The sequence below is a fragment of the Pseudomonas sp. NFACC45 genome, assembly GCF_900113505.1.
Lineage (GTDB): Bacteria > Pseudomonadota > Gammaproteobacteria > Pseudomonadales > Pseudomonadaceae > Aquipseudomonas > Aquipseudomonas tehranensis.
Genome location: NZ_FOPO01000021.1, coordinates 1 through 20772, shown reverse-complemented (window position 1 = coordinate 20772; position 20772 = coordinate 1). Strand labels below are relative to the sequence as shown.

General features: G+C 61.8%; 13 protein-coding genes. 4 read left to right on the top strand and 9 right to left on the bottom strand.

All coding sequences use genetic code 11. The features are described 5' to 3' along the window. Window positions 1-33: 33 nt before the first annotated feature. Both BM132_RS27305 and BM132_RS27300 read right to left on the bottom strand, forming a co-directional pair. Window positions 34-6354, bottom strand: a complete 6321-nt coding sequence (locus tag BM132_RS27305; protein WP_092459976.1) for an Ig-like domain-containing protein — start codon at window positions 6352-6354, stop codon at window positions 34-36. Between the two features lie 53 nt (window positions 6355-6407). Further along, window positions 6408-7253, bottom strand: coding sequence for a sulfotransferase family protein (locus tag BM132_RS27300; RefSeq protein ID WP_092403325.1), 846 nt, complete (start codon window positions 7251-7253; stop codon window positions 6408-6410). 249 nt (window positions 7254-7502) lie between these two features. Here BM132_RS27300 and BM132_RS27295 point away from each other — a divergent pair, with 249 nt between their 5' ends. Together BM132_RS27295 and BM132_RS27290 are read left to right on the top strand one after the other, a co-directional pair. After that, entirely contained in the window at window positions 7503-8090 is a 588-nt protein-coding gene (locus BM132_RS27295) for a phage tail protein (RefSeq protein ID WP_092459974.1), read from the top strand. Between the two features lie 46 nt (window positions 8091-8136). Continuing rightward, entirely contained in the window at window positions 8137-8448 is a 312-nt protein-coding gene (locus BM132_RS27290; RefSeq protein WP_092459973.1) for a DUF6916 family protein, read from the top strand. A 158-nt stretch (window positions 8449-8606) separates the two neighbouring features. Here the strand turns inward: BM132_RS27290 and BM132_RS27285 are convergent, their stop codons facing one another. The 4 genes from BM132_RS27285 to BM132_RS27270 are packed head-to-tail and all read right to left on the bottom strand — an operon-like array spanning window position 8607 to window position 13301. Beyond that, entirely contained in the window at window positions 8607-9098 is a 492-nt protein-coding gene (locus tag BM132_RS27285) for a GNAT family N-acetyltransferase (protein WP_092459972.1), read from the bottom strand. Between the two features lie 9 nt (window positions 9099-9107). Beyond that, window positions 9108-11204 (bottom strand): site-2 protease family protein, encoded by a 2097-nt coding sequence (locus tag BM132_RS27280; protein WP_092459971.1) that lies wholly within the window; start codon window positions 11202-11204, stop codon window positions 9108-9110. Between the two features lies 1 nt (window position 11205). Continuing rightward, a complete protein-coding gene (locus BM132_RS27275; RefSeq protein ID WP_092459970.1) occupies window positions 11206-12525 on the bottom strand; it encodes an efflux RND transporter periplasmic adaptor subunit in 1320 nt (439 codons plus the stop codon). Then, window positions 12522-13301, bottom strand: coding sequence for an efflux RND transporter periplasmic adaptor subunit (locus BM132_RS27270; RefSeq protein ID WP_092403337.1), 780 nt, complete (start codon window positions 13299-13301; stop codon window positions 12522-12524). The genes BM132_RS27275 and BM132_RS27270 overlap by 4 nt, the downstream gene beginning before the upstream one ends. Window positions 13302-13777: 476 nt before the next feature. Between BM132_RS27270 and BM132_RS27265 the strand changes: the two genes are divergently transcribed. Continuing rightward, complete coding sequence (locus BM132_RS27265; protein ID WP_092459985.1) at window positions 13778-14467, top strand: NYN domain-containing protein; 690 nt, start codon at window positions 13778-13780, stop codon at window positions 14465-14467. Window positions 14468-14529: 62 nt separating this feature from the next. Here the strand turns inward: BM132_RS27265 and BM132_RS27260 are convergent, their stop codons facing one another. From BM132_RS27260 to BM132_RS27250, 3 genes are read right to left on the bottom strand one after another with little or no spacing between them, the layout of a single operon-like run. Beyond that, window positions 14530-15897, bottom strand: a complete 1368-nt coding sequence (locus tag BM132_RS27260) for an HlyD family type I secretion periplasmic adaptor subunit (protein ID WP_092459969.1) — start codon at window positions 15895-15897, stop codon at window positions 14530-14532. Beyond that, on the bottom strand, window positions 15887-18043 hold the full coding sequence (locus tag BM132_RS27255) for a type I secretion system permease/ATPase (protein ID WP_092403343.1): 2157 nt from the start codon (window positions 18041-18043) through the stop codon (window positions 15887-15889). Before BM132_RS27255 ends, BM132_RS27260 begins: the two co-directional genes overlap by 11 nt. 38 nt (window positions 18044-18081) lie before the next feature. Next, entirely contained in the window at window positions 18082-19431 is a 1350-nt protein-coding gene (locus tag BM132_RS27250) for a TolC family outer membrane protein (protein ID WP_092403345.1), read from the bottom strand. A 358-nt stretch (window positions 19432-19789) separates the two neighbouring features. On the opposite strand from BM132_RS27250, the gene BM132_RS27245 reads away from it, so the two are divergent. Further along, window positions 19790-20772: retention module-containing protein (locus BM132_RS27245; protein ID WP_092459968.1), on the top strand; the 983-nt coding region annotated here is incomplete at its 3' end.

Sequence of the window (20772 nt, the reverse complement as noted above, 5' to 3'; positions counted from 1 at the left end):
ATTGCCCCTGGCTGCCCCAATTTTTTTAGTTGTTCAAGCCTGCGCCTGGCTCATGCCGACCTGTTGCAATGCCATTGCCAGGCTGTCGACCTGACGCTGTTCAGTGTCTTTGATGTGTTGCAGTTGCTGGCCCAGGGTTGGTGCGCCGAATACCCCTTGAGACCCATCACCGCCCTGCATCGACTGGCTGTCGAAGGCGTCCAGCGATTCCCCGTCGGAGCCGGTGTCCTGATTGAACAGACCCGAAATCGTGCTGCTGCCGAACACCCCGCCATCGCCGCCACCGAAGCCCAGGAAGCCCTGGCCGGAGCCATCGCCCGCCGCGTCGGAGCTGAATACCTGGGCGATGTAGCTCGGCGCCAATGCGCCACGGTTGATGAAGATGTCGCCAATCGGTCGAATGCCGCCGCCCACGTCCCGTTGTTCAAACAGCGGTGGAAAGCCCAGCGGCGAGCCGAGGTCACCGGTTGGTGGTGTAAAAACGATCGGTTGCAACGGCACCTCGGAAGGCGGCACGACCGTGACAGGGTCGGACGTCAGGAACTCCGGCGGTGGCTTCACATCGTTGGCCACCACGGTGTCGATGGCGTAATTGTTGGACACCGCCACGCTTGCTCCGGCGTTGCCCGACAGGTCACTGACGTTACCGGTGTCCAGGGCGATGAAGTTGCTCGGGTCCGTGAGGTTTACCGTTGGAGTGAACGTGGCCGTCCAGGTCCTGCCGCCGTCACTGGTGCTCAGGTTGGTGAGTTCACCGTTAGTGACGCTGAGGTCCGACAGATCGAAATCCGTCACCGCTTCGCTGAAGGTGATCGTCACCTGGGTCGTCTCGCCCGCCGTCAGGTTCGGGTCGGCGACCACGATGGTTGCCGTCGGCCGGGTGGCGTCGAGTGCGTAGTTACTGGAAATGGCGATGCCCACGCCGGCGTTGCCGGCCAGGTCCTGCACATTGCTGGCGTCGAGCAGGATCAAGTTGGTGGCATCGTTGACGCCCGCGGTAGGCGTCAGGGTCGCCGTCCAGGTCAGGCCGCCGTCACTGCTGGCGAGGTTGGACAACACACCATTGGCAACGCTGAGGTCCGACAGGTCGAAACCGGACACCGCCTCGGTGAAACTGATGGTCACGGTGGTGCTCTGGCCGATGCCCAGGCGGGTGTCGCCCACGGTGATGGTGGCGCCGGGGCGCACCGTGTCGACCGCGTAGTTGTTGGAGTTCACCACACCGACACCGTTGTTGCCCGAAACGTTGACCACGCCGCTGGTGTCCAGGCTGATCAGGTTGCTGGTGTCGCTGATGTTGCTGGCCGGGGTAAAGGTGGCCGTCCAGGTCACGCCGCCATCGGTGGACGAGACGTTGCTCAGTGTGCCATTGCTCACGCTCAGGTCAGCATTATCAAACCCACTGACCGCTTCCGAGAAGGTGATGGTCACCAGCGAGGTTTCCCCCACGCTGAGTGCGTTATCAGCCACCACGACGGTGGCGGTTGGCACCCGCGTCTCGACTGCGTAGTTGGCCGAGTTGGTGGTGCCTGTTCCGGTGTTGCCCGCTGCGTCGCTCACACCGGTATTGTCCAGGACGATCAGGTTGGTGGCGTCGGTCACGCCCAGGTCCGGCGTGAAAGTGGCGGTCCAGGTCAAGCCGCCGTCGATGCTGCTCACGGCGCTCAATGTGCCATTTGCCACGCTCAGGTCGGCGTTGGTGAAGCCAGTGACCGCCTCGCTGAAAGTGATGGTCACTTGAGCCGTTTCGCCCGGTCTCAACGCGGAGTCACTCAGCACAATGGTGGCGGTCGGACGCTGGCTGTCGACGCTGTAGTTATTGGAATCGCTCGTGCCGACGTTGAAGTTGCCCGCCAAGTCGACGATGCCACCACTGTTGAGCGAGATGACATTGCTGGAGTCGGTGACGCCAGCGGTCGGCGTGAAGGTTGCGGTCCAGGTGATGCCGCCGTCGCTGCTGCTCAGGCCGGAGATCACGCCGTTGGCCACCGTCAGGTCGGCACTGGTGAACGCCGTCACCGCCTCGCTGAAGGTGATGGTCACCAGCGAGGTCTCGCCAGCGGCGATGGCCGTATCGGCCACGACGATGGTCGCGGTGGGGCGCACCGTATCGACCACATAGTTGTTGGAGTCCGTGGTGCCGACGCCCGCATTGCCCGCGCCGTTGATCAGGCCGGTATTGTCCAGCGTGATCACGTTACTGGTATCGGAAATGCTGGCGCTCGGCGTGAAGGTGGCTGTCCAGGTGACGCCACCGTCGGTGCTGCTCATGGTGCTGAGCGTGCCGTTGCTGACGGTCAGGTCCGAATTGTCGAACCCGCTGACCGCCGAGTTGAAGGTCACGGTCACCAACGACGTCTCGCCGATGCTCAACGTCGAATCGGCGATCACGATGGTCGCCGTCGGTACGTTGGTATCGACCTGGTAGTTGTTGGAGTTGGTGGTGCCGGTGCCGGTGTTGCCCGCCGCGTCACTGACCCCGGTGTTGTTCAGGGTGATGACGTTGGAAGTGTCGGTGACGCCGAGGGCCGGAGTGAAGGTGGCGGTCCAGGTGAGGCCGCCATCACTGCTGCTGACCGCACTCAGCGTACCGTTGGCGACGCTCAGGTCGGAATTGTCAAAACCGCTGACCGCCTCGCTGAAGGTAATGGTCACCAGCGAGGTTTCGCCGACGCTCAGCGCCGTATCGGCGACCACGATGGTGGCGGTCGGGCGCAGGGTGTCGACGGCGTAGTTGTTGGAGTCGGTGGTGCCGCTGCCGGTATTGCCAGCGCCGTCCACCACGCCCGTGTTACCGAGCGTGACCAGGTTGGTGCTATCGCTGACGCCCACGCTCGGCGTGAAAGTCGCGGTGTAGGTGATGTTATCGCTGGTGCTCAGCCCGCTCAGGCTGCCGTTGGCAACGGTCAGGTCGGCCAAGGTGAAACCGGTCACCGCCTCGCTGAAGGTAATCGTCACCACCGAGGTTTCGCCGACGCCAATGGCCGAGTCGGCGACCACGATGGTGGCGGTCGGACGCGCGGTGTCGATGGCGTAGTTGTTCGAATCGGTGGTGCCCGTACCAGCGTTGCCCGCCGCGTCAGCCACGCCGGTGTTGTCCAGGGTGATGAGGTTGCTGGTGTCGCTGACGCTGGCGCTTGGTGTGAGCGTACCGGTCCAGGTGATGCCACCGTCGCCGCTGCTCAGGCCGGTGATCGTACCGTTGGCGACCGTCAGGTCGGCGGTGGTAAAGCCTGTTACCGCTTCGTTGAAGGTGATGGTCACCAGCGAGGTTTCGCCGACACTCAAGGCGTTATCGGCGACGACGATCGTCGCGGTCGGGCGCACCGTGTCGACAGCATAGTTGTTGGAACTGGTGGTACCGGTGCCGGCGTTGCCGGCCGCGTCCGCCACACCGGTATTGGCCAGGATGATCAGGTTGGTGGCGTCGCTGATGGACGCGCTCGGGGTGAGCGTCGCGGTCCAGGTGATGCCGCCGTCGCTGCTGCTCAGCCCGCTCAGCGAACCGTTGGCGACGGTCAGGTCGGCCAGGGTGAAACCGGTCACCGCCTCGCTGAAGGTAATCGTCACCAGGGATGTTTCGCCGACGTTCAGCGCGGTATCGGCCACCACGATGGTGGCGGTGGGACGCAGCGTGTCGATGGCGTAGTTGTTCGAATCGGTGGTGCCGGTGCCAACGTTCCCGGACTGATCGGCAACGCCACTGTTATTCAGCGTGATCAGGTTGGTGGTGTCGCTGATGCTGGCGGTCGGGGTCAGTGTCCCGGTCCAGGTGATACCACCGTCGCTGCTGCTCAACCCGGTGACCGTACCGTTGGCCACCGTCAGGTCGGCGACAGTGAAACCGCTCACCGCCTCGTTGAAGGTGATGGTCACCAGAGACGTTTCGCCTGCCCTCAGTGCCGTGTCAGCCACGACGATGGTTGCTGTCGGGCGCAGGGTATCAATGGCGTAGTTGTTGGAGTTGGTGGTGCCAACGCCAACGTTGCCATTGAGGTCAGCGACCCCGGTGTTGTTCAGGGTCACAAGGTTACTGGTATCGGTGATACTGGCGTCCGGTGTCAGGGTAGCCGTCCAGGTGATGCCGCCGTCGCTGGAGCTCAGGCCGCTGATCGAGCCGTTGGCGACGGTCAGGTCGGCGGCAGTGAAACCACTCACCGCTTCGCTGAAGGTGATGGTTACTACCGAGGTTTCACCTACCCTGAGGGCAGTGTCGCTGACCACGATGGACGCCGTGGGCGCCACGGTGTCGTTGACCACGTAATTGTTCGAGTCGGTGGTGCCCACGCCGGCATTGCCGGCCAGGTCGGCAACCCCGGTGTTGTTCAGGGTGATGATGTTGGTGGTGTCGGCGATGTTGCTGGCCGCGGTCAAGGTGCCGGTCCAGGTGATGCCACCGTCGCCGCTGGTCAAGGTGCCGATGGTGCCGTTCTGCACCGTCAGGTCGGCTGCGGTGAGGCCGGTCACGGCTTCGGAAAAGGTGATGGTCACCAGCGACGTGCCACCGGAGTTCAGGTTGGTATTGGCCACCACGACGGTCGCGGTGGGCGGCGTCTCGTCGGGCACATAGTTGGTGTTGATGGTGCCGCCGTCGCCATAGACGTTGGCCACCGACGCTGGCGAAACGCCCGCGCTGCCAGCGCTCGAGCCCCCAGTGCCGCTGCCGCCGACGTTGCCGGCCAGGGCTGCGAAGTTGGCCGCAGTGATCAGGATCGAGCCTTTGTTCCAGATGGCGCCGACACCGACGCCACCGGCACCGCCCGTTTGGGTGTAGCCACCTCCGCCGCCACCGCCACCGCCACCGCCCGCCCCGACGTTGTTGGAAATCACCGTGTTGCCGATGATCCGCAGGGTCGCGCCCGTGTCGTTGTAGATACCACCGACCGCTCCGCCACCGGCACCGCCGATGTCGTTATAGCCGTTACCACCGCCGCCACCGCCAATGGACAATCCAGCGCTGCTGGCCGTGCCACCGGAAGAACCAGTGCTATAGCCAGGATAAGCCGCACCGCCGCCGCCACCGATAGAGGAACCGCCACTACCGCCCTGGCTGCCGTTGTTACTGCCGCCGGTACCGCCCTGGCCAACCGATCCGGAAGACCCCATATACCCGAGGGTGTCGCCGCCCCTACCACCGATACTGCCTGGACTGGCGCCTATCGCACCGCCACCACCGCCGGCGCCACCGGAGTATTGCGGTGTCACACCGCCGCCGCCCCCACCACCCGAAGCGGCGTTGGCGGTGACCGTGACGTTCCTCAGGGTCAGGGTGCCGGCGTTGTAAATCCCGCCGCCCTTGGACACCAGCGCATCGTCGCCGCCATTACCGCCGTTGCCCGCCGTCATACCCCGGGTGATCACCAGGCCATCAAGGGTGGCCGTGGTGCCAGCCGTCACGTTGATGATCTGGGTACGGTACTGCCCGTCGAGGGTGACGTCGGCCACGTTGTCATTGTTGAGATCGCCATCGATGGTGACGTTCTTGTCGACCACCAGCACCTGGGTCAGCGCGACGGTCATGTTGGCATTGAAGGTGACGATGTCGCCGTTCTGCGCAGAATCCAAAGCTGCGCGCAGAGAACCGATGCCGGAATTGAAATTGTTGGTGGCGGTCCAGGTGGCCAGGCCCCACTGGTACTCGTTCATGGCCTTGGTCGAGAGCACGTTGGCACTTTCGATGTTGCCGGTGGCGATTTCCAGCTCCCAGTCGCCGCCAAGCCCCGTGCGGTCGGTGGAGGCCGCCACGTCGCGGCCGGTCAACTGCGCCAGTGAATTGACCAGCTTCAGGCCGCTGTCGCCCTCGGCTGTGTAGCAGCCGTAAATCAGGATATCGCCACCAGCGTTCATGTCCTGGCCGATCTGCGCCAGCACTTCGCCACGGGCCTGGACGTTATCTGCCGACAGGTAGGCGCTGCCCAGCCACAAGTCACCGGCATTACCGTGGGCGATGATCTGCACCGAACTGATGCCCTGGTGGGTGTCCAGGTAATCGGCGATCTGTTGCAGGCCGTCCTTGGTGGCATCCAATTGCACCACCTGGGTACCGGGCGCAACGCCTTCAAGCAGGCCTGCCGAGTCCTTGACCCGAGAATCGACAAACACCACGGTCTTGCCCGGCACAGCGGCCTGGGTGGCATCGGCCTGGCCCTGAGGCGCATGGCTGTCTGAAGCCTGGTCGGCGGCAGGCGTCTTGGCCGCGTCTGCGGTGGGTTGGGCGTCCGCCTGTGCGGCATCGGCCACGGTAGCCGCCACCGCGCCGTCGAACAGCATTCGCGGCTCCAGGGACATGATCATTGGCGATGCCAGGGCCTGTGCGCCCTCGGTTACCCGCGATTTGCCTTTGCTCCACCACATGACGTTCACCTGGATTCGAACTTTTTAAACACGCAAATGAAAAAAACCGCGAGTCAGCTGACCGCGGCGTCGGTTTTCATACGAATGACATTGGCGGCGCTTGCGGACCCATCGCGCCAGAACGACAACTCGGCATACTTCTCAAACAGATCCGGCGGCAGCAGGGTACGCCGGGTTTGCAGCGCCACCTTGGGCTTGACCTTGTGCAGGCCGGCAACGCCCAGCGCCTGGTCGAAGGCCGGTGCGTCGTAGGTCAAGTGATTGAAATCGTGCTCGAACCACGGCTCACCGATGAACTCGTACACCAGCCGCATCACCCGCTCCGGGGCCTGGCTCAACAGGTCGTAGTCGACGATCAACATGGACTCGGCGTTTTCGCCGTAATACGCCTCTTTGAGCGCCGTCCAGGCAAATCCCACCAGGCGGTTGCGCTGGGCAAGGGTTTCGCAGCGGCTGTAGACGGTGTTGCGCTCATCATCGTCATTGAACAGCTTGGTGTTCTCGAACGGATTGGCCCGGTAAAGCCGCTCAAGGCTGTCCAGTACCCAGGCGACGTTGCGCACGCAGGCGATGATCTTGGCTTGGGGGAACAGGTCATGCAGCGCAGGCAACCGCGCGCACCATTGGCGATTTGTATCGAAGATGACAGGTTTGTCGGCCTTGTCGGCGTAGTAGGAGTCGAACAGCCCGCGCAACAGGCGGCGGCGCAGGTCGGTGTCAATCACCGAACCAAACTCGCTGCCGGCGCTGCATTGCTGCAGGACGCTGCTGAACAGCGATCCGACGGGACTGGTCATGCCGGCATGAAAGCGCGGGTTTTGCAGCAAAATGGCAGAGAGCAGGGTCGAGCCCGAGCGCGGCAAGCCGGAAATAAAGTGAAACTGCGACAATCCCTTCACCTTGTTTGTAGTCCCTTTGTATCGCGAAGCGTAGCCGATGAAATAATTACCGCCTAGTACTACTTTGCCATCAACCCCCTCGATAACTGTAAAAAAGATGGACGGTATGGAGGCTTTCTTGACCTGAATCGATTAAGCCAAACGGCAGGGTTTTTCCGTGCTTTTCTCCCGGCAGGATGAAACAACCGCGTCTACGCTCAGCCGTGCGTGACCAGCCGCCATACCAATAACCTGATGGATGAGGATTCTATGGAAGTATTCATCGGCACTATCCAGTCGTTCGCCTTTGACTTCGCGCCCAGAGGTTGGGCACTGTGCAACGGGCAGACACTGGCCCTTTCCCAATATCAAACCTTGTTTGCCCTGATCGGCGTGACCTACGGAGGCAACGGCCAGACCTCCTTCATGCTTCCCAACCTGCAAGGTCGCCTGCCCATGGGTATGGGCACCGGCATAGGCCTGAGCCCGCGGGACATCGGCACTGTTTCCGGCACTGAAAGCGTCACCGCGACGCAGGCCAACCTGCCCGCGCACACTCATGCCCTCACGGGCATCACGGCTGCGACCACCCTACAACTGGCGAACCCGGCCAGCAATCCGGTGAATACGCCAACGGCAACCAACTCGTTCATCGGCACCTCGGGTACCGGGCCAGGCTCGGCCGCTATTTATTCAGACCAGATTGGCGCCTCACCCGTGTCGCTGCAGGGGGTGACCACTACCGTCAGCGGCACGGTTTCCCCCGCAGGCAACGGGCAGCCAATGGAGATCATGAACCCGTTCCTGGCAATCAACTTCAGCATTGCCCTGCAAGGCATCTTCCCGTCCCGTAACTGATAGCGTGCCGGAGGGCTGCGGCCCTCCGGCCTGCTGGAGTGTCGATATGCTGCTACAGGTTCATAGCCACCATTTCCAAGCGCTGCTGGGCCAGACCAGCAGCTTGACCCTACCCGACGGAAGTACCCTGCCCGTAAGGTTCGAAACCCTCGAGCAAGCACCTCGGGCGAAGATGCCGAGCGCCGAGCGCATGCCGTTCAGCGTGGAATTCAACAGCCTGCATCGCACGGACTTCGTGGACGGGCTCTGTGGGCTGGAGGTGCCAGAGCTGGGAAGACTCGAAGGGGTGTTTGTGTCGCGAATCCCGCCGATGGGACGCGATTCGACGGTGGGGTATTTCTATATCGCGTTCAACTAGCGGCAGAGAAGCGAGTACCAACCTGTATTCGCAGAGGTCTATTGTGGGAGCGGGCTTGCTCGCGAAGGCGGTGTGTCAGTTGGCTGATTTGTTACTGGTCAGCCGCCTTCGCGAGCAAGCCCGCTCCCACAAGGGTTCATAGCACCTGCAAGAATTGCTCAGCTTCCTTTCGGATACCAAACCAACCGTTCTGCGGCCGGGTTGCGCTCTTGCACTTCGAACCCCAGCGCCAGGTAGTGCTGGCGGGCGTGGGGGTTGCTGGCCCAGACGACGGTCGCCACCGGACAGCGGATTTGTTGCGCGGCTTTTTGCACCCCTTGCAGCACCGCCCGACCGTACCCCTGTCCGCGCGCCTGGGGGATGAAGGCCAGGTACAGCACGCGAATCTCATTGGGGCCAAAATCAGCGCTCAACGCACCGATAGCGGTGCCGAGCTTTTCCACGACGTAATGCATGGCATTAGGAAAGTGCGCTCCCATGCCTTGCTCCTGCACCTGGAACTGCTGCGCGACCACCTGCTGCACCTGCTCCGGCTCGCCATCGATCCATTGCAGGTCCGCTCGCGCGGCCTGATAAAGGCTCTGCAAAAACGGGCCATCATTGACCCGCGATGGCCTCACTACCAGACCCTCTGCCGCGACTGACTCCATGCCTGCTCCTTAGAACCCGCTTTCCCGTACACCCAACGCCGCCAGCCGACGCCAGGTCGCTCCCAGTACCGATTCACCGTGCCCCTGCAACACCACTACGCCACGCAGCGGTTGAGCCGGAGCAGGTGTGTCATCCATTGCACTCAAACGCACGCCATATTGCGCCTGCACCGGCTCGGCGCGTTGTTGCGAGTCACGGCGCACCGCAATCGGCCCGTGATGATCGGACGTCAACGCCTGTTGCTCGACCCAGGCCACGCCATTGGTATCGATCTCGTTCAATTGCACAGCAATCGAGGCGTGCATTGGATCGTCCGCGATGAACCGCCCCGTGGCCCCGGGCTCGACCCGCCAAAGCTCGGCCTCGGTCAGGTAGCCGCGTAACCGGGAGTCAGCCTGTACCACCCGCGCCAGCGGCTGGGTGGGTGACAACCAGCGCCCCACCGACAACTGCGGCAATAGATCGCGCACCTGTCCGGCATGGGGCGCGCGTAACAGCAGGCGCTCGCGCTGGGCGGCCAGGCCCCGGTATTCAGCCACCGCTTCGGCCAGTTGTTGTTCGACGATCCCGGCATCGGCGGCGGTTTCGCTGCGCCCAGCCTGGCGACGCATCTGCAGCTGCTGGATCTCGATTTCCCGACGCACAATCGCTAGGCGCGAGGCCATGTCCGGCGACTCCAGCTCGATCAACACCTCGCCCTGGGCCACGGTCTGGCCGTCATGCACATTCACCTGTTTGATCCGCGCCGCCACCGGCGCATGCAAGGCGCTGGCACGACCGGCCTCAAGCATGACCGGCACCTCGACGGCGCTGCGCCAGGGCAACAGCAGCACCAACGCCAACGCCAGTAACACCAGGCCACTGAGCAGCACTCGCGGACCATGGGCCTGCTCGCGCCGGCTCCACCACTGCCGCCATTCGTTCACGATGGGCATAAAAATGAACCACACCAATTCCACCAACATCAGGAAAATGCCCAACACCTTGAAGAACAAGTGATAGACCGCCAGGGCAATACCGAGAAACAACGCCGCGCGCCATAACCAGGCGCCGTATCCCCATACCAGCAGGCGCCGACGCATTTTCGGTGTCCAGGGTTCCGGAGCCGCCGCGCCATAGCCGAACAAGGCTTCGCGCAAGCGCCAGCGGCACAATGCAAACGCTCGCCCCTGAAGGTTATCCACGGCCCAGAAATCACTGAGCAGAAAATAACCGTCGAAGCGCATGAAGGGATTCAGGTTGATGATCAACGTGGTGATCCAGGTGGCGCTGGCCAACATGAACGCGGCGGTGCGGGCTGGTCCGTCGGGCAACAGCGACCAGGCCAGCAAGGCGATGCACGCCAGCAACAATTCGGCCAACACTCCACCGGCGCCGATCAGCAGCCGGGCACGACGATCATTGATCCGCCAGGCGTCGCTGACGTCGGTATAGAACATCGGCAACAGCACCATGAATGCCACGCCCATGCTCTGCACACGGCAACCGGCGCGCTTGGCCATGAAAGCATGACCGAACTCGTGGCATAACTTGGCGAAGAACAACGCCACTCCGAACGCCAGCGCGCCACCCAGGCTGAACAGGTGCGGAAAAGTCGCCACGAAGCGCTGCCAGTCCCGCGACACCAGAAAAATACCCACGCCCAGGGTCAGCGGCATGCCATAACGCAGGATGGCGGGCCCGAACCGGGCGAGAAAAGGCCAGGCGCGGTTGAGAAAAGCATCCGGGCGCCACAACGGAATGCGAAAAAACAGATACTGGTGCAGCAGGATCTGCCACAGGCTCTGACGCTGGGCGGCCGTTTTGAACTGATAGCTGTCGCGCTGTTGCGGGTCCATGGCGCTGATCAGATCGTGATCTCGCAAAAAGCCCAGCAATTGCTCCAGCGACTCACCATTGAGCGGTAGGCCCGGCTCACGGTTCGCGGCCTGCAACACCTGCTCCGGGTCACCGAGGGACCAGTGCCGCAGCATGCGCATCGCCGCCGCACCCAGCTTGAAATAGCGCCCGCGTACCGGATCGGCCAAGGTCCATTGAGGGGAGCCGTCCGGGTCCGGGGCCGCCGGGGACAATTGCAGGTCTGGCCGCAGGCTCGGCAGTTCCATGCTACAGACCCACGCTCTGGCGCAAGCCGGCCAGGGGTCGCCGCAACAGGTACAGCGCCAGCGGGGCGCGATCGCCGAAAATTTTTGCCGTGCCCCGCAGACCGATGCGCGGCGCCGCGTCATCGAAACGCGCGTCCAGGCGATACGCCAATTGCCCGGCAGCAGTGGGTTGCGCCTCGTAGGCCGAACGTTCGAGCCTGGCCAGGTGTCGCTGCAACGGATCACTGTCGAGGAACAACGCCACCTGGGCACCAGGGGCCAGGTCAATCGCGTCGCCCACTGCCAGCTCAATACGCAATTCGGCCTGATTCGGATCAGCGATTTCCATCAACCGCTCACCCGTCTGCACCGGCTTGCCGAGCCAACGTTCTGCATCGGCAAATACCGCAATACCGTCCCGTTCGGCGCGTACTTCGCTGCGTTTGAGCAATTCGATTGCGTAGTTGCGTTCGGCGCGTTTCTGCTCGACGCGAGCAGCCAACAGATCGATCTTCGAACTCGACTCGGCATCGGCAAACGAGCGCTGAGAGTTGGCCTTGAGCTCCGCCTCAGCCACGCCCAACACGCGCTCGGCCACATCGGCCTGGGCCTTGAGACTGGTGCTTTCGAAGCGCAACAGCAAGTCACCGCTCTTGACGCTCTGGTTGGGTTTGACCAGAAACTCGGCGATCACGCCGTCCAGCGGTGCCGCCACTACCTGCCCGCCCAGCGGCACGACTTCGGCCGGAGCCAATACCGACTGACGGACAGGAACCAGCAAGCCCAGCAGCAGCACCGCCACCAAGGCGACCTGACGCTTGCGGGTCCAACGCAAGCGCCACGGCTTGCGCGGTTGCAGCGCCAGCCAGGCATGACTGTAGGTGTCGCCCAGTTGCGACAGCAGCACTTGTTCAGAGGGGGGCCATGGCAGGTCACGGGCCAGCCACAAACCGCCGAATACCTGCCCCTGATGATCGATCAACGGCAGCCAGAACACCTGCCCCGCCGACAGGCTTCGCCAGTCCGCCTGAATGGCGTCGCTCACCCCATCAGCGGCAATCACCCGAGCCTGACTCAGTACGCCCTGTTTGAACAACTGCGCCACCGCCTGCTCGACAAACGCCACAAACGGTGCGTTCGGCTCCACCGCACTGACACCTGTCACCGCCTGGACCTTGCCAGCGATCAACAGCGCGGCATGGCGAAACCCAAAGAGGGCCTGACCATCGTTGACCAGGCTATAGCTCAGCTGCGCTGGGGTACGCGCGGCCCGCGTCTGGCGCTCCAGGTCAAGGAATCGGGCAAATACCTGTTCGGCGCTGCCCATGATCGGCGCGTTCACTTGAACTCCGCGAAACGCGCCGTACCGCTCATACCGGACAACAGACCCTTGGCGTCGGGCAGCGTCGCCACCAGCAGCAAAGTCTGGCTGCCCTCGTCGATGCGCGCGCCAAGGCGTTTGACCGTCGCTTGCAGCGGCTGGCCAGTTTCATCGGGGACAAAGGTAAAGGACTGGCCCGGCTTGAGCCTGCCCATCCAGCGCGAAGGCACCAGCAGATGGATTTCAAGAGTGCGGTTGTCGACCACGTCCAGCAACGGCGCGCCGGCGGCCACGCTTTCATAGCGCTGGACCTCGCGCGCCACCACCTGCCCATCGAACGGCGCGATCACGCTGCAGCGCTTGACCTGGACCTGATAAACCTGGGACTGCGCCTGCGCCTCGCTAAGCCTGGCCTCGGCGCGCGCCACTTCGAAACGCCCGACCGATTTCAACGCTGCCAATTGCTTGTTATGGGCCAGTTCTTCACTGGCACCACGGCTCGCAGCCCGAGCTGCATTGAGCTGAGCCTGGTACGCTGAACAATCGAAACGCGCCAGGGTATCGCCCTGCTTGAAAGACTCCCCCTCACTGAACGGCAACTCGACAATTCGCCCGGCCAACTCACTGGCAAGCACCGCCTGATCCCGTGCCCGAAGCACCCCGCGCGCCTCATTGCCGCTCGGCGCGCTGGCCCTGATGCCGCTCTCGAGCAGCGGATCATCGGAAGCAGGCGTTTGCGCCTGCACCCAGCACGTTACAAAGACCAACCCCCAAACCCAACTAGCTGAACGCCGCATAACCGCTACTCCCTGACGGATGGGCGGAGTCTACGACAGCGGTGGGGGGCGTCAAGGGAGTAGCCGTGATGGGGCGGAAATCTGTTGTTTCAAAAAGACAGGAAGACGGTTAAAAAGCCCTGATTTTTTACTTAGGTATCTCGGTATCAAATCCTACAAGGGCCTAGGAGTATCCGCTCGCTCAAATAGGCAGTAAGCGATGGATTATTCGTCTCATCTAGCAACCGGCTTTCATTTCGGCCTCAGCTGTAATACTCGCTGACAAACCGGGCTAAAAACGTATTGACCCTTCGCTGTAGAGGCATACAAAACTCATCCTGCCGGTGCAGGAGCTTGTTCACCCATGATTGACTTAGAATCACCCCGGGCTTAGGATTTGCTCACTGCTCAACCCCGTACGCAGAGATTAGATTCTCTGGCCGTTGGGGTGAAAACACCGGCTTCGGCCGGTTTTTTCGTTTATGGGGATTGAGTTTGTGCGTACCGCTTTTTTCGTTGACGGCTATAACGTTTTTTATGGATTGCTCGCCGGCACACCACACAAATGGTTGAATCTGGCACAACTATTGGCGCACATCGCTCGCGTCGAGAATCCCCGGAGCTCGCTCGCCTCCGTTGATTACTTCACGTCCTCCGTCAAACCGGAACTGGCAACGCGAGGGATCATTTCCAAAGAGGCTCAAGACTCATACGTCCGCGCACTGAAGGCCAGCAAAGTCACCGTTCACTACGGACGCCATCAGCTCGAACGTGCCAACGCCCCCCGCTACGTCAGCAGAAAAATCGGCGCCTCACGTCAGGACACGGTTGCTATCTGGAAGCTGGAAGAAAAGGAAACGGACGTCCACATTGCGATCAGCATGTATCGCATGGCTTCAAGGCAGGAAACACTGCCGTGGGAAAAACGTATCGACCAACTAGTGCTAGTCTCGGGCGACACTGATATGGCACCCGCATTAAGAGCGATTCGCGAGGACTTCCCTTACCTGAAAATCGGTGTCGTACTCCCCTACCGAACCGGATCCAAACGCCTGGCTCCCGGCTCTTTAAAAGAGCACGCCGACTGGATGCGTCGCGTTGTCACCTGCGACGAACTCCAGTCCCACCAGTTCCCTGACCGAGTGCCCACTCACAAGGCCCCTGCCATCAAGCCGGATTACTGGTGATATGGACACCACCTTGAAGAAAGCCGGCCACCGCAAGCAAGCTCGTGACAGGACTGGTTCAATTACCGCTCGTGCAACGCCTCGGCCCGGGCCTTGATGATGGGTTTGAGCAAGTAGCTGAGCACGGTTTTCTTGCCGGTGATGATGTCCACCGAGGCCACCATGCCCGGAATGATCAACAGGGGCTTTTCAGCGGTGCCCAGGTGACTGCGTTCGGTGCGCAGCTTGATGATGTAATAGGTGGTTTTCTTGTCTTCGTCGGTAATGGTATCGGCACCGATCTGTTCCAGCTTGGCTTTCAATCCACCGTAGATGGTGTAGTCGTACGCGGTGAATTTCACCGTGGCGTCCTGACCGGGGTGCAGGAAGGCGATGTCCTGGGGACGGATTTTCGCTTCCACCAGAAGCGTGTCGTCCAGGGGTACGATTTCCACCAGGTCGCTGCCGGGCTGGATGACCCCACCGATGGTGTTCACCAGCAACTTGTTGACGATACCCCGCACCGGCGAGGTGACCAGTGTACGGCTTACCCGATCCTCCAAAGCCTTGCCGGTGGCCTGAGCCTTGTTCAGGTCGGTACGCGCCTCATTGAGTTGGGTCAGGGCTTCGCTGCGGAACTTGCCGCGCGTCTCATCAATCTTGCGCTGCACTTCCTTGATCGCCGATTCAGCGCGGGGAATCGCCAGAGTCGTGGCGTCCAGTTGTCCACGGGTTTCGACTTCAGCCCGCTTGAGCCGCAGCACTTCCACCGGCGACACCGCGCCTTGAGCGACCAGCGGCTCGGACATGTTGATCTCCTGGCGCTGCAGTGAAAGGGCCGAGCGATATTGCGACTGCTTGGAAACAAACTCGCGCAGTTCCTGCTGGCGCTGAATCAACTGCTCCTGCAACCCGCCGATTTCATCGTGCAGCTGTTGGCGGCGGCTGATGTACAGCGACTCCTCGCTGGCGGCCTGACGCGGTACAGCCTTGAGCACATCTTCAGGGAAGTTCAGCGGCCGATCATCGACCTCGGCACTCAAACGTTCGACCCGCAATAACATGGACAAGCGATCAGCTTCGGTTTCCCCCACATTGGAGACAAACCGCGTGTCATCCAGGCGAATCAACGGCGCGCCGGCCTCGACGATCTGCCCTTCGCTGACAAACAGCTCGGCAACGATCCCGCCTTCCAGGTTCTGGATCTTCTGGATCTTGGACGACGGAATCGCCTTGCCGTCGCCCTTGGTCACTTCGTCGACCTGCGCGAAGTTGGCCCACAGCAACAGGAAGACAAAGAAGCCGATGATCCCCCAGATCGTCAGCCGCACCACCCGCGGGGCGTCTTCGATCAGGGCTTTGTTGACCTCTGGCAGAGGCTGACCATGCAGCGAGTCCGAGCCCTTGAAATAACGGCCCACGGCACTTTTCAAACCCGACTTAAGCAACACTGATCTGCCCCTTCTTCAACGCTTCCATCACCGCGGCTTTCGGGCCGTCGGCGAGGATCTGCCCGCGGTCGATCACCAACAGGCGGTCCACCAGCGACAACAAGGATGCCCGGTGCGTCACCAGCAGCACCGTCTTGTTTTCCACCACAGCGGCCAGGCGCTGTTTCAAGCGCTCCTCGCCGGTGTTGTCCATGGCGCTGGTGGGTTCATCCAATAGCAGGATCGGCGGGTTGAGCAGCAGCGCACGGGCCAGGGCGACGTTCTGTCGCTGCCCGCCGGACAGGTTCTGCCCGCGCTCGCCCACTTGCAGTTCATAGCCTTGCGGATGCAGCCGCGCGAACTCATGCACACCGGCCAATTCGGCGGCCTGGAGCACCAATTCGTCCTCGACGTAACGGGCGCCGGAGGTCAGGTTGTCCCGCAGGGTGCCGGCCAGTAGCTGGATATCCTGTGGCACATATCCGATGTTGTAGCGCAACTCGCTGACGTCGATCTGGCGGATGTCCACGCCATCGACCAGCAGTGCACCGTCGTCCGGCTGATACAGGCCCACCAGCAACTTGGCCAGGGAGCTCTTACCCGAGCCGCTACGGCCAATGATGCCGATCTTTTCCCCTGGTTTGATCACCAGGTTGATGTTCTTCAGCGCAGCGTTCTGCTGGTTCGGGTAGGTGAAATTCAACTGACGGCATTCAATGGCACCCTGCAAGACCTTACGGCTCAACGGACGCTCTTCGAAATTGCGCTCCTGGGGCAGCTCCATCATCTGATCGACCGACACCATGGTCACCCGCGCCTGCTGATAGCGAGTCAACAGACCCGACAGCGACGCCAATGGGCTGAGGGCACGGCCACTGAGCATGTAGCAGGCGATCAATCCACCCATGCTCAGGTTGCCGTCGATGATCTGATAGACGCCGAAGACAATCATGATCACCCCGGCCAACTGCTGGATCAGCAAGGTGATGTTCATCGCCAGGCCGGACAGCATCTTCACCCGCAGCTCGAGGCGGCTGAGCGTGCCGATGGTTTGTTCCCACTGATACTGGCGCTCACTCTCGGCGTTGTTGACCTTCACCGCATCCAGACCGGCCAGGGTTTCGATCAGGCTCGATTGACGCTCGGCGCCCAGAGCCATGGTTCGCTCCATGGTCGCCACCAGGGGCTTTTGCAAGGCGTAGCCGATCAGCAGGGCAATCGGAAAGGCCAGCACCGGAATCCACACCAGATGCCCGCCGAGGATCGCGATAACCATGAAGATCAGCAAGGTGAACGGCAGATCGATCAGGCTGGTAAGGGTCAGCGAGGCGAGAAAGTCCCGTAGGCTTTGGAATTCATGGATGTTCTGGGCAAAGCTGCCCACCCGTGCCGGGCGATACTTCATGGCCATGCCAACGATGCGCTCGAACAGCGTCGCCGAAATGATCAGGTCGGTTTTCTTGCCGGCCAGGTCCAGGCACAGGCTGCGAAGCATCTTGAGGATCAGGTCGAACACATAGGCGCCGGTAATACCGATCGCCAGCACCCACAGGGTGGACTCGGCTTGGTTCGGCACCACGCGATCGTAAACGTTCATCACGAACAGCGGCGCCGCCATGGCGATAATGTTGATCAGCAAGCTGGCGGCGATGGCGTCGGCGTACAGCCAGCGCGACCGCTTGAGAGTGTCGCGGAACCACGAACGCGCCCGAGGAATGAGCGTGCCGTGGTTCACGTCGAATTTGTGTTGCGGTTGAGCGAAGAACACTTTGCCGCTGTAGTCGTCGGCCAGCAGTTCACGGCTGACCGTCACTTCACCGCCGTCGCTTTCGCTGAGCAGCAAACGCGCCTGGTCATCGCCGACCCAGCCGAGCAACACCGCGCTGCGACCGTCCTTGAGCAACAGCAGGGCCGGCATGGCGATGGTCGGTATCTGCTCGAGCCGGCGTTGCAGCACCCGGCCTTGCAGACCGGCACGCGCCGCCGCTCGCGACAATAATTCGACGCTCAATCGTTGCTTGGGCAACGGCAGGCCGGTGGTGAGCATCGCCGCGCTGGCCGGCTTCTGATGGAGCATGCAAAGCGCCAGCAAGCCGTCCAGCAACGGGTCGTCATGCAGCGTGCGCGGATCATGGATGAGTTCGACTCGACTGACTTCTGATTCCACGCTGGGCACTCTTTGCTGATCGAAACGGGATGGATGACTCAATTCATCCCAGGCAACTGGACCCTGGGCTTGACGTCATTCTGCACAACGGATGCCAACGGCGCGACAACCCCCTGACTTTTGAGCAACTGCCCCATGGTTGCCTTGATCCGATATTGGCTGAACAACTGCACGTTCTTGATCTCCGCCAGGCGGCGGGAGGCGCTGAACAGCTCGTTTTCACTGTCGAGCAAGTCGAGCAGGGTCCGCTCGCCGAGGCCGAACTGCCGCTGGTAGGCGGTGCGTACGTTGGCGCTGTGATCGACGTACTGCTGGGCAATCGGCACTTGGGCATTGGCGTTGTTGAGGGCGTTCCAGGCCAAGCCCAACTCTTCAGTCAGTTGACGCAGGGCATTGTTGCGGATGTCCAAGGCCTGGTTCGACAAATACGACTTGGACTCCAGATCCGCCTTGTTGCTACCACCGGCGTACAGGTTGAAACGCATGCGCAGCATAGCTTGCCATTCGTTGTTGTGACCGTTCTGACCATCCAGATCGTTGTCGGCGGTACGGCCCAACTCGGCGTCGAAGCGTGGGTAGAAGCTCGACTTGGCGGCTTCGTACTGTTGCTCGGCAGCCGCGATGTCTGCTTCGGCCGAACGCAACACCGGGCTGTTTTCCAGCATCTGGGCACGAGCTTCAGTCAGATTGGCCGGCAGCAGTGCCAGAAAGTCGGCGGGGCGTTCCAGTTGATCGGGCATCTGACCCACGGCGCTGAGGTAGTTGGTCTCTGCGTCGGCCAGGTTGGTCTGCTCTGTGATCAGGTTGTTGCGGGCCTGGGCCATGCGCGCCTCAGCCTGATCCAGATCGGCGCCGCTGCCCACCCCACGGTCGGTGCGCAGCTTGATTTGATCGAAGATACGCTCGTGACTCTTGAGGTTTTCCTCGGCCAGGCGCACGAACTCGCGTCGGGTCAGCACATCGAGATAAACCTGGGCCACGGTCAACCCGGTGCGCTCGGAGGCATCCAGCAATGAGTAGGCACGGGCATTGACGGTGGCTTGTTGACGCCCCACTTCGCTGGACGTCGCAAAACCGTCAAAAACCATTTGCGTCAGGCGCAGGCTGGACTCGCTACGGTTCAAGGTTTCCCAATGGTTATTGCTGCCCGAGCGGGTCGTCACACTGTCAGTACCTTCGCGACCGTACCCCGCTGCAAGGTCCACTCTAGGCAGGTAGCCGCCTTTAGCGGCCTTGAGCTGGTAGTCCGCCGCCAGTCGGCTGTTCACACCGGCCTGAATCTCAGGATGGACATCCAGCGCCTGTTGCATAGCCTGCGGCAAGGTTTGTGCTTGTACGAAACTGGCGGCGAGGGCGAAAGGTAAAGCCTTGAACACGTGCAAACGCATGGTTGGATTATTCCCGAAACTCTTGTCTTGAATCACAGCGAAAGGTGGCGCTGCATCGGATGATGGCAACCGGGATGACCGTATGTCGGAAAGTTCGAAACAGGCAGTGAATCATGCACCGAAAGAACAGGTCGCCGCTTAAATATCAATGTGACATTACTGAAGCGATTGTTTAGGATGGCCGGCAGAAGGTCAATAGTTTGGCATAAACAAAATAAACCAAAAAACAAGCCAAAATATTGACACAACAAAGCGTCAAAACAACCTTATTTAGCGAAGCAAGAGCGTCCAGACCGGCGCAGCCCCAGGCTGTCCGGTACATGGAAGTCTACTGAACGTGGCACCCGGAGAGTCTTCAATGAGCAGTGTTATTGCCGTCGTCAAAAGCATTGTTGGTCAGGTTTTCGTCGTATCCCCCGAAGGCATCCGGCGTGTGCTCATTGAAGGTGACCGCCTGTCTACAGGCGATCAATTGGACACCGGCGCTGCTGGCGCCGTTACATTGGAGCTGGCCGATGGGCGCACGCTGGACCTGGGTCGCGACACCCAGTGGAGCGCCAGTGCCCCGGACTCCTCCACTGATCTCGCCCAGGCCACTGCCCAGGCTGCGCCGTCGGTAGAAGAACTGCAGCAGGCCATTGCCGCCGGGGTCGACCCGACGACCGCCCTTGAAGCCACCGCCGCTGGCGCCACTGCAGCAGGTACGGGCGGGGCCGCCGGGGGCGGCCACAGCGTTGTGATGCTGGATGCCACCGCTGGCAGCGTCGACCCGACCATCGGGTTCCCGACTGAGGGTTTGAGCGCAGCCGCGGCCGCTGACGACGACATCACCGGCGGCGACACCGACGCCGATACCACTGCCAACGCAGTGCTTGATTCGACGCTGACTCTGAGCGCCACCCCAACCTTGACCGAGGCCGGCGGCGTACTGGTCTACACCGCGACCGTCACCCAGGCGCCTCAGACCAACCTGACCGTGACCCTTTCCAACGGCGCAGTGATCGTGATTCCCGCCGGGCAACTGACCGGCAGCGTCAACGTCCCCCTGGCGCCGAACGACACCGTCTATAACGACGCTAGCCAGATCAGCGTTACGGTCACCGGCACTACCGGCGGCACCGGCATTGCCGTGACCTTGCCCACCACACCGGCAGTGACCCAGATCACCGACACCGTGGACACCACCACCGTTACTTTGACGGCCGGCAACACCGTTACCGAAGGCGGCCAAATCACCTACACCGCTACCCTGACCAACCCGGCCCAGACGCCGGTCACCGTGACCTTGAGCAATGGCTCGGTCATCACCATCGCCGCCGGGCAAACCACCGGCACCGTCAA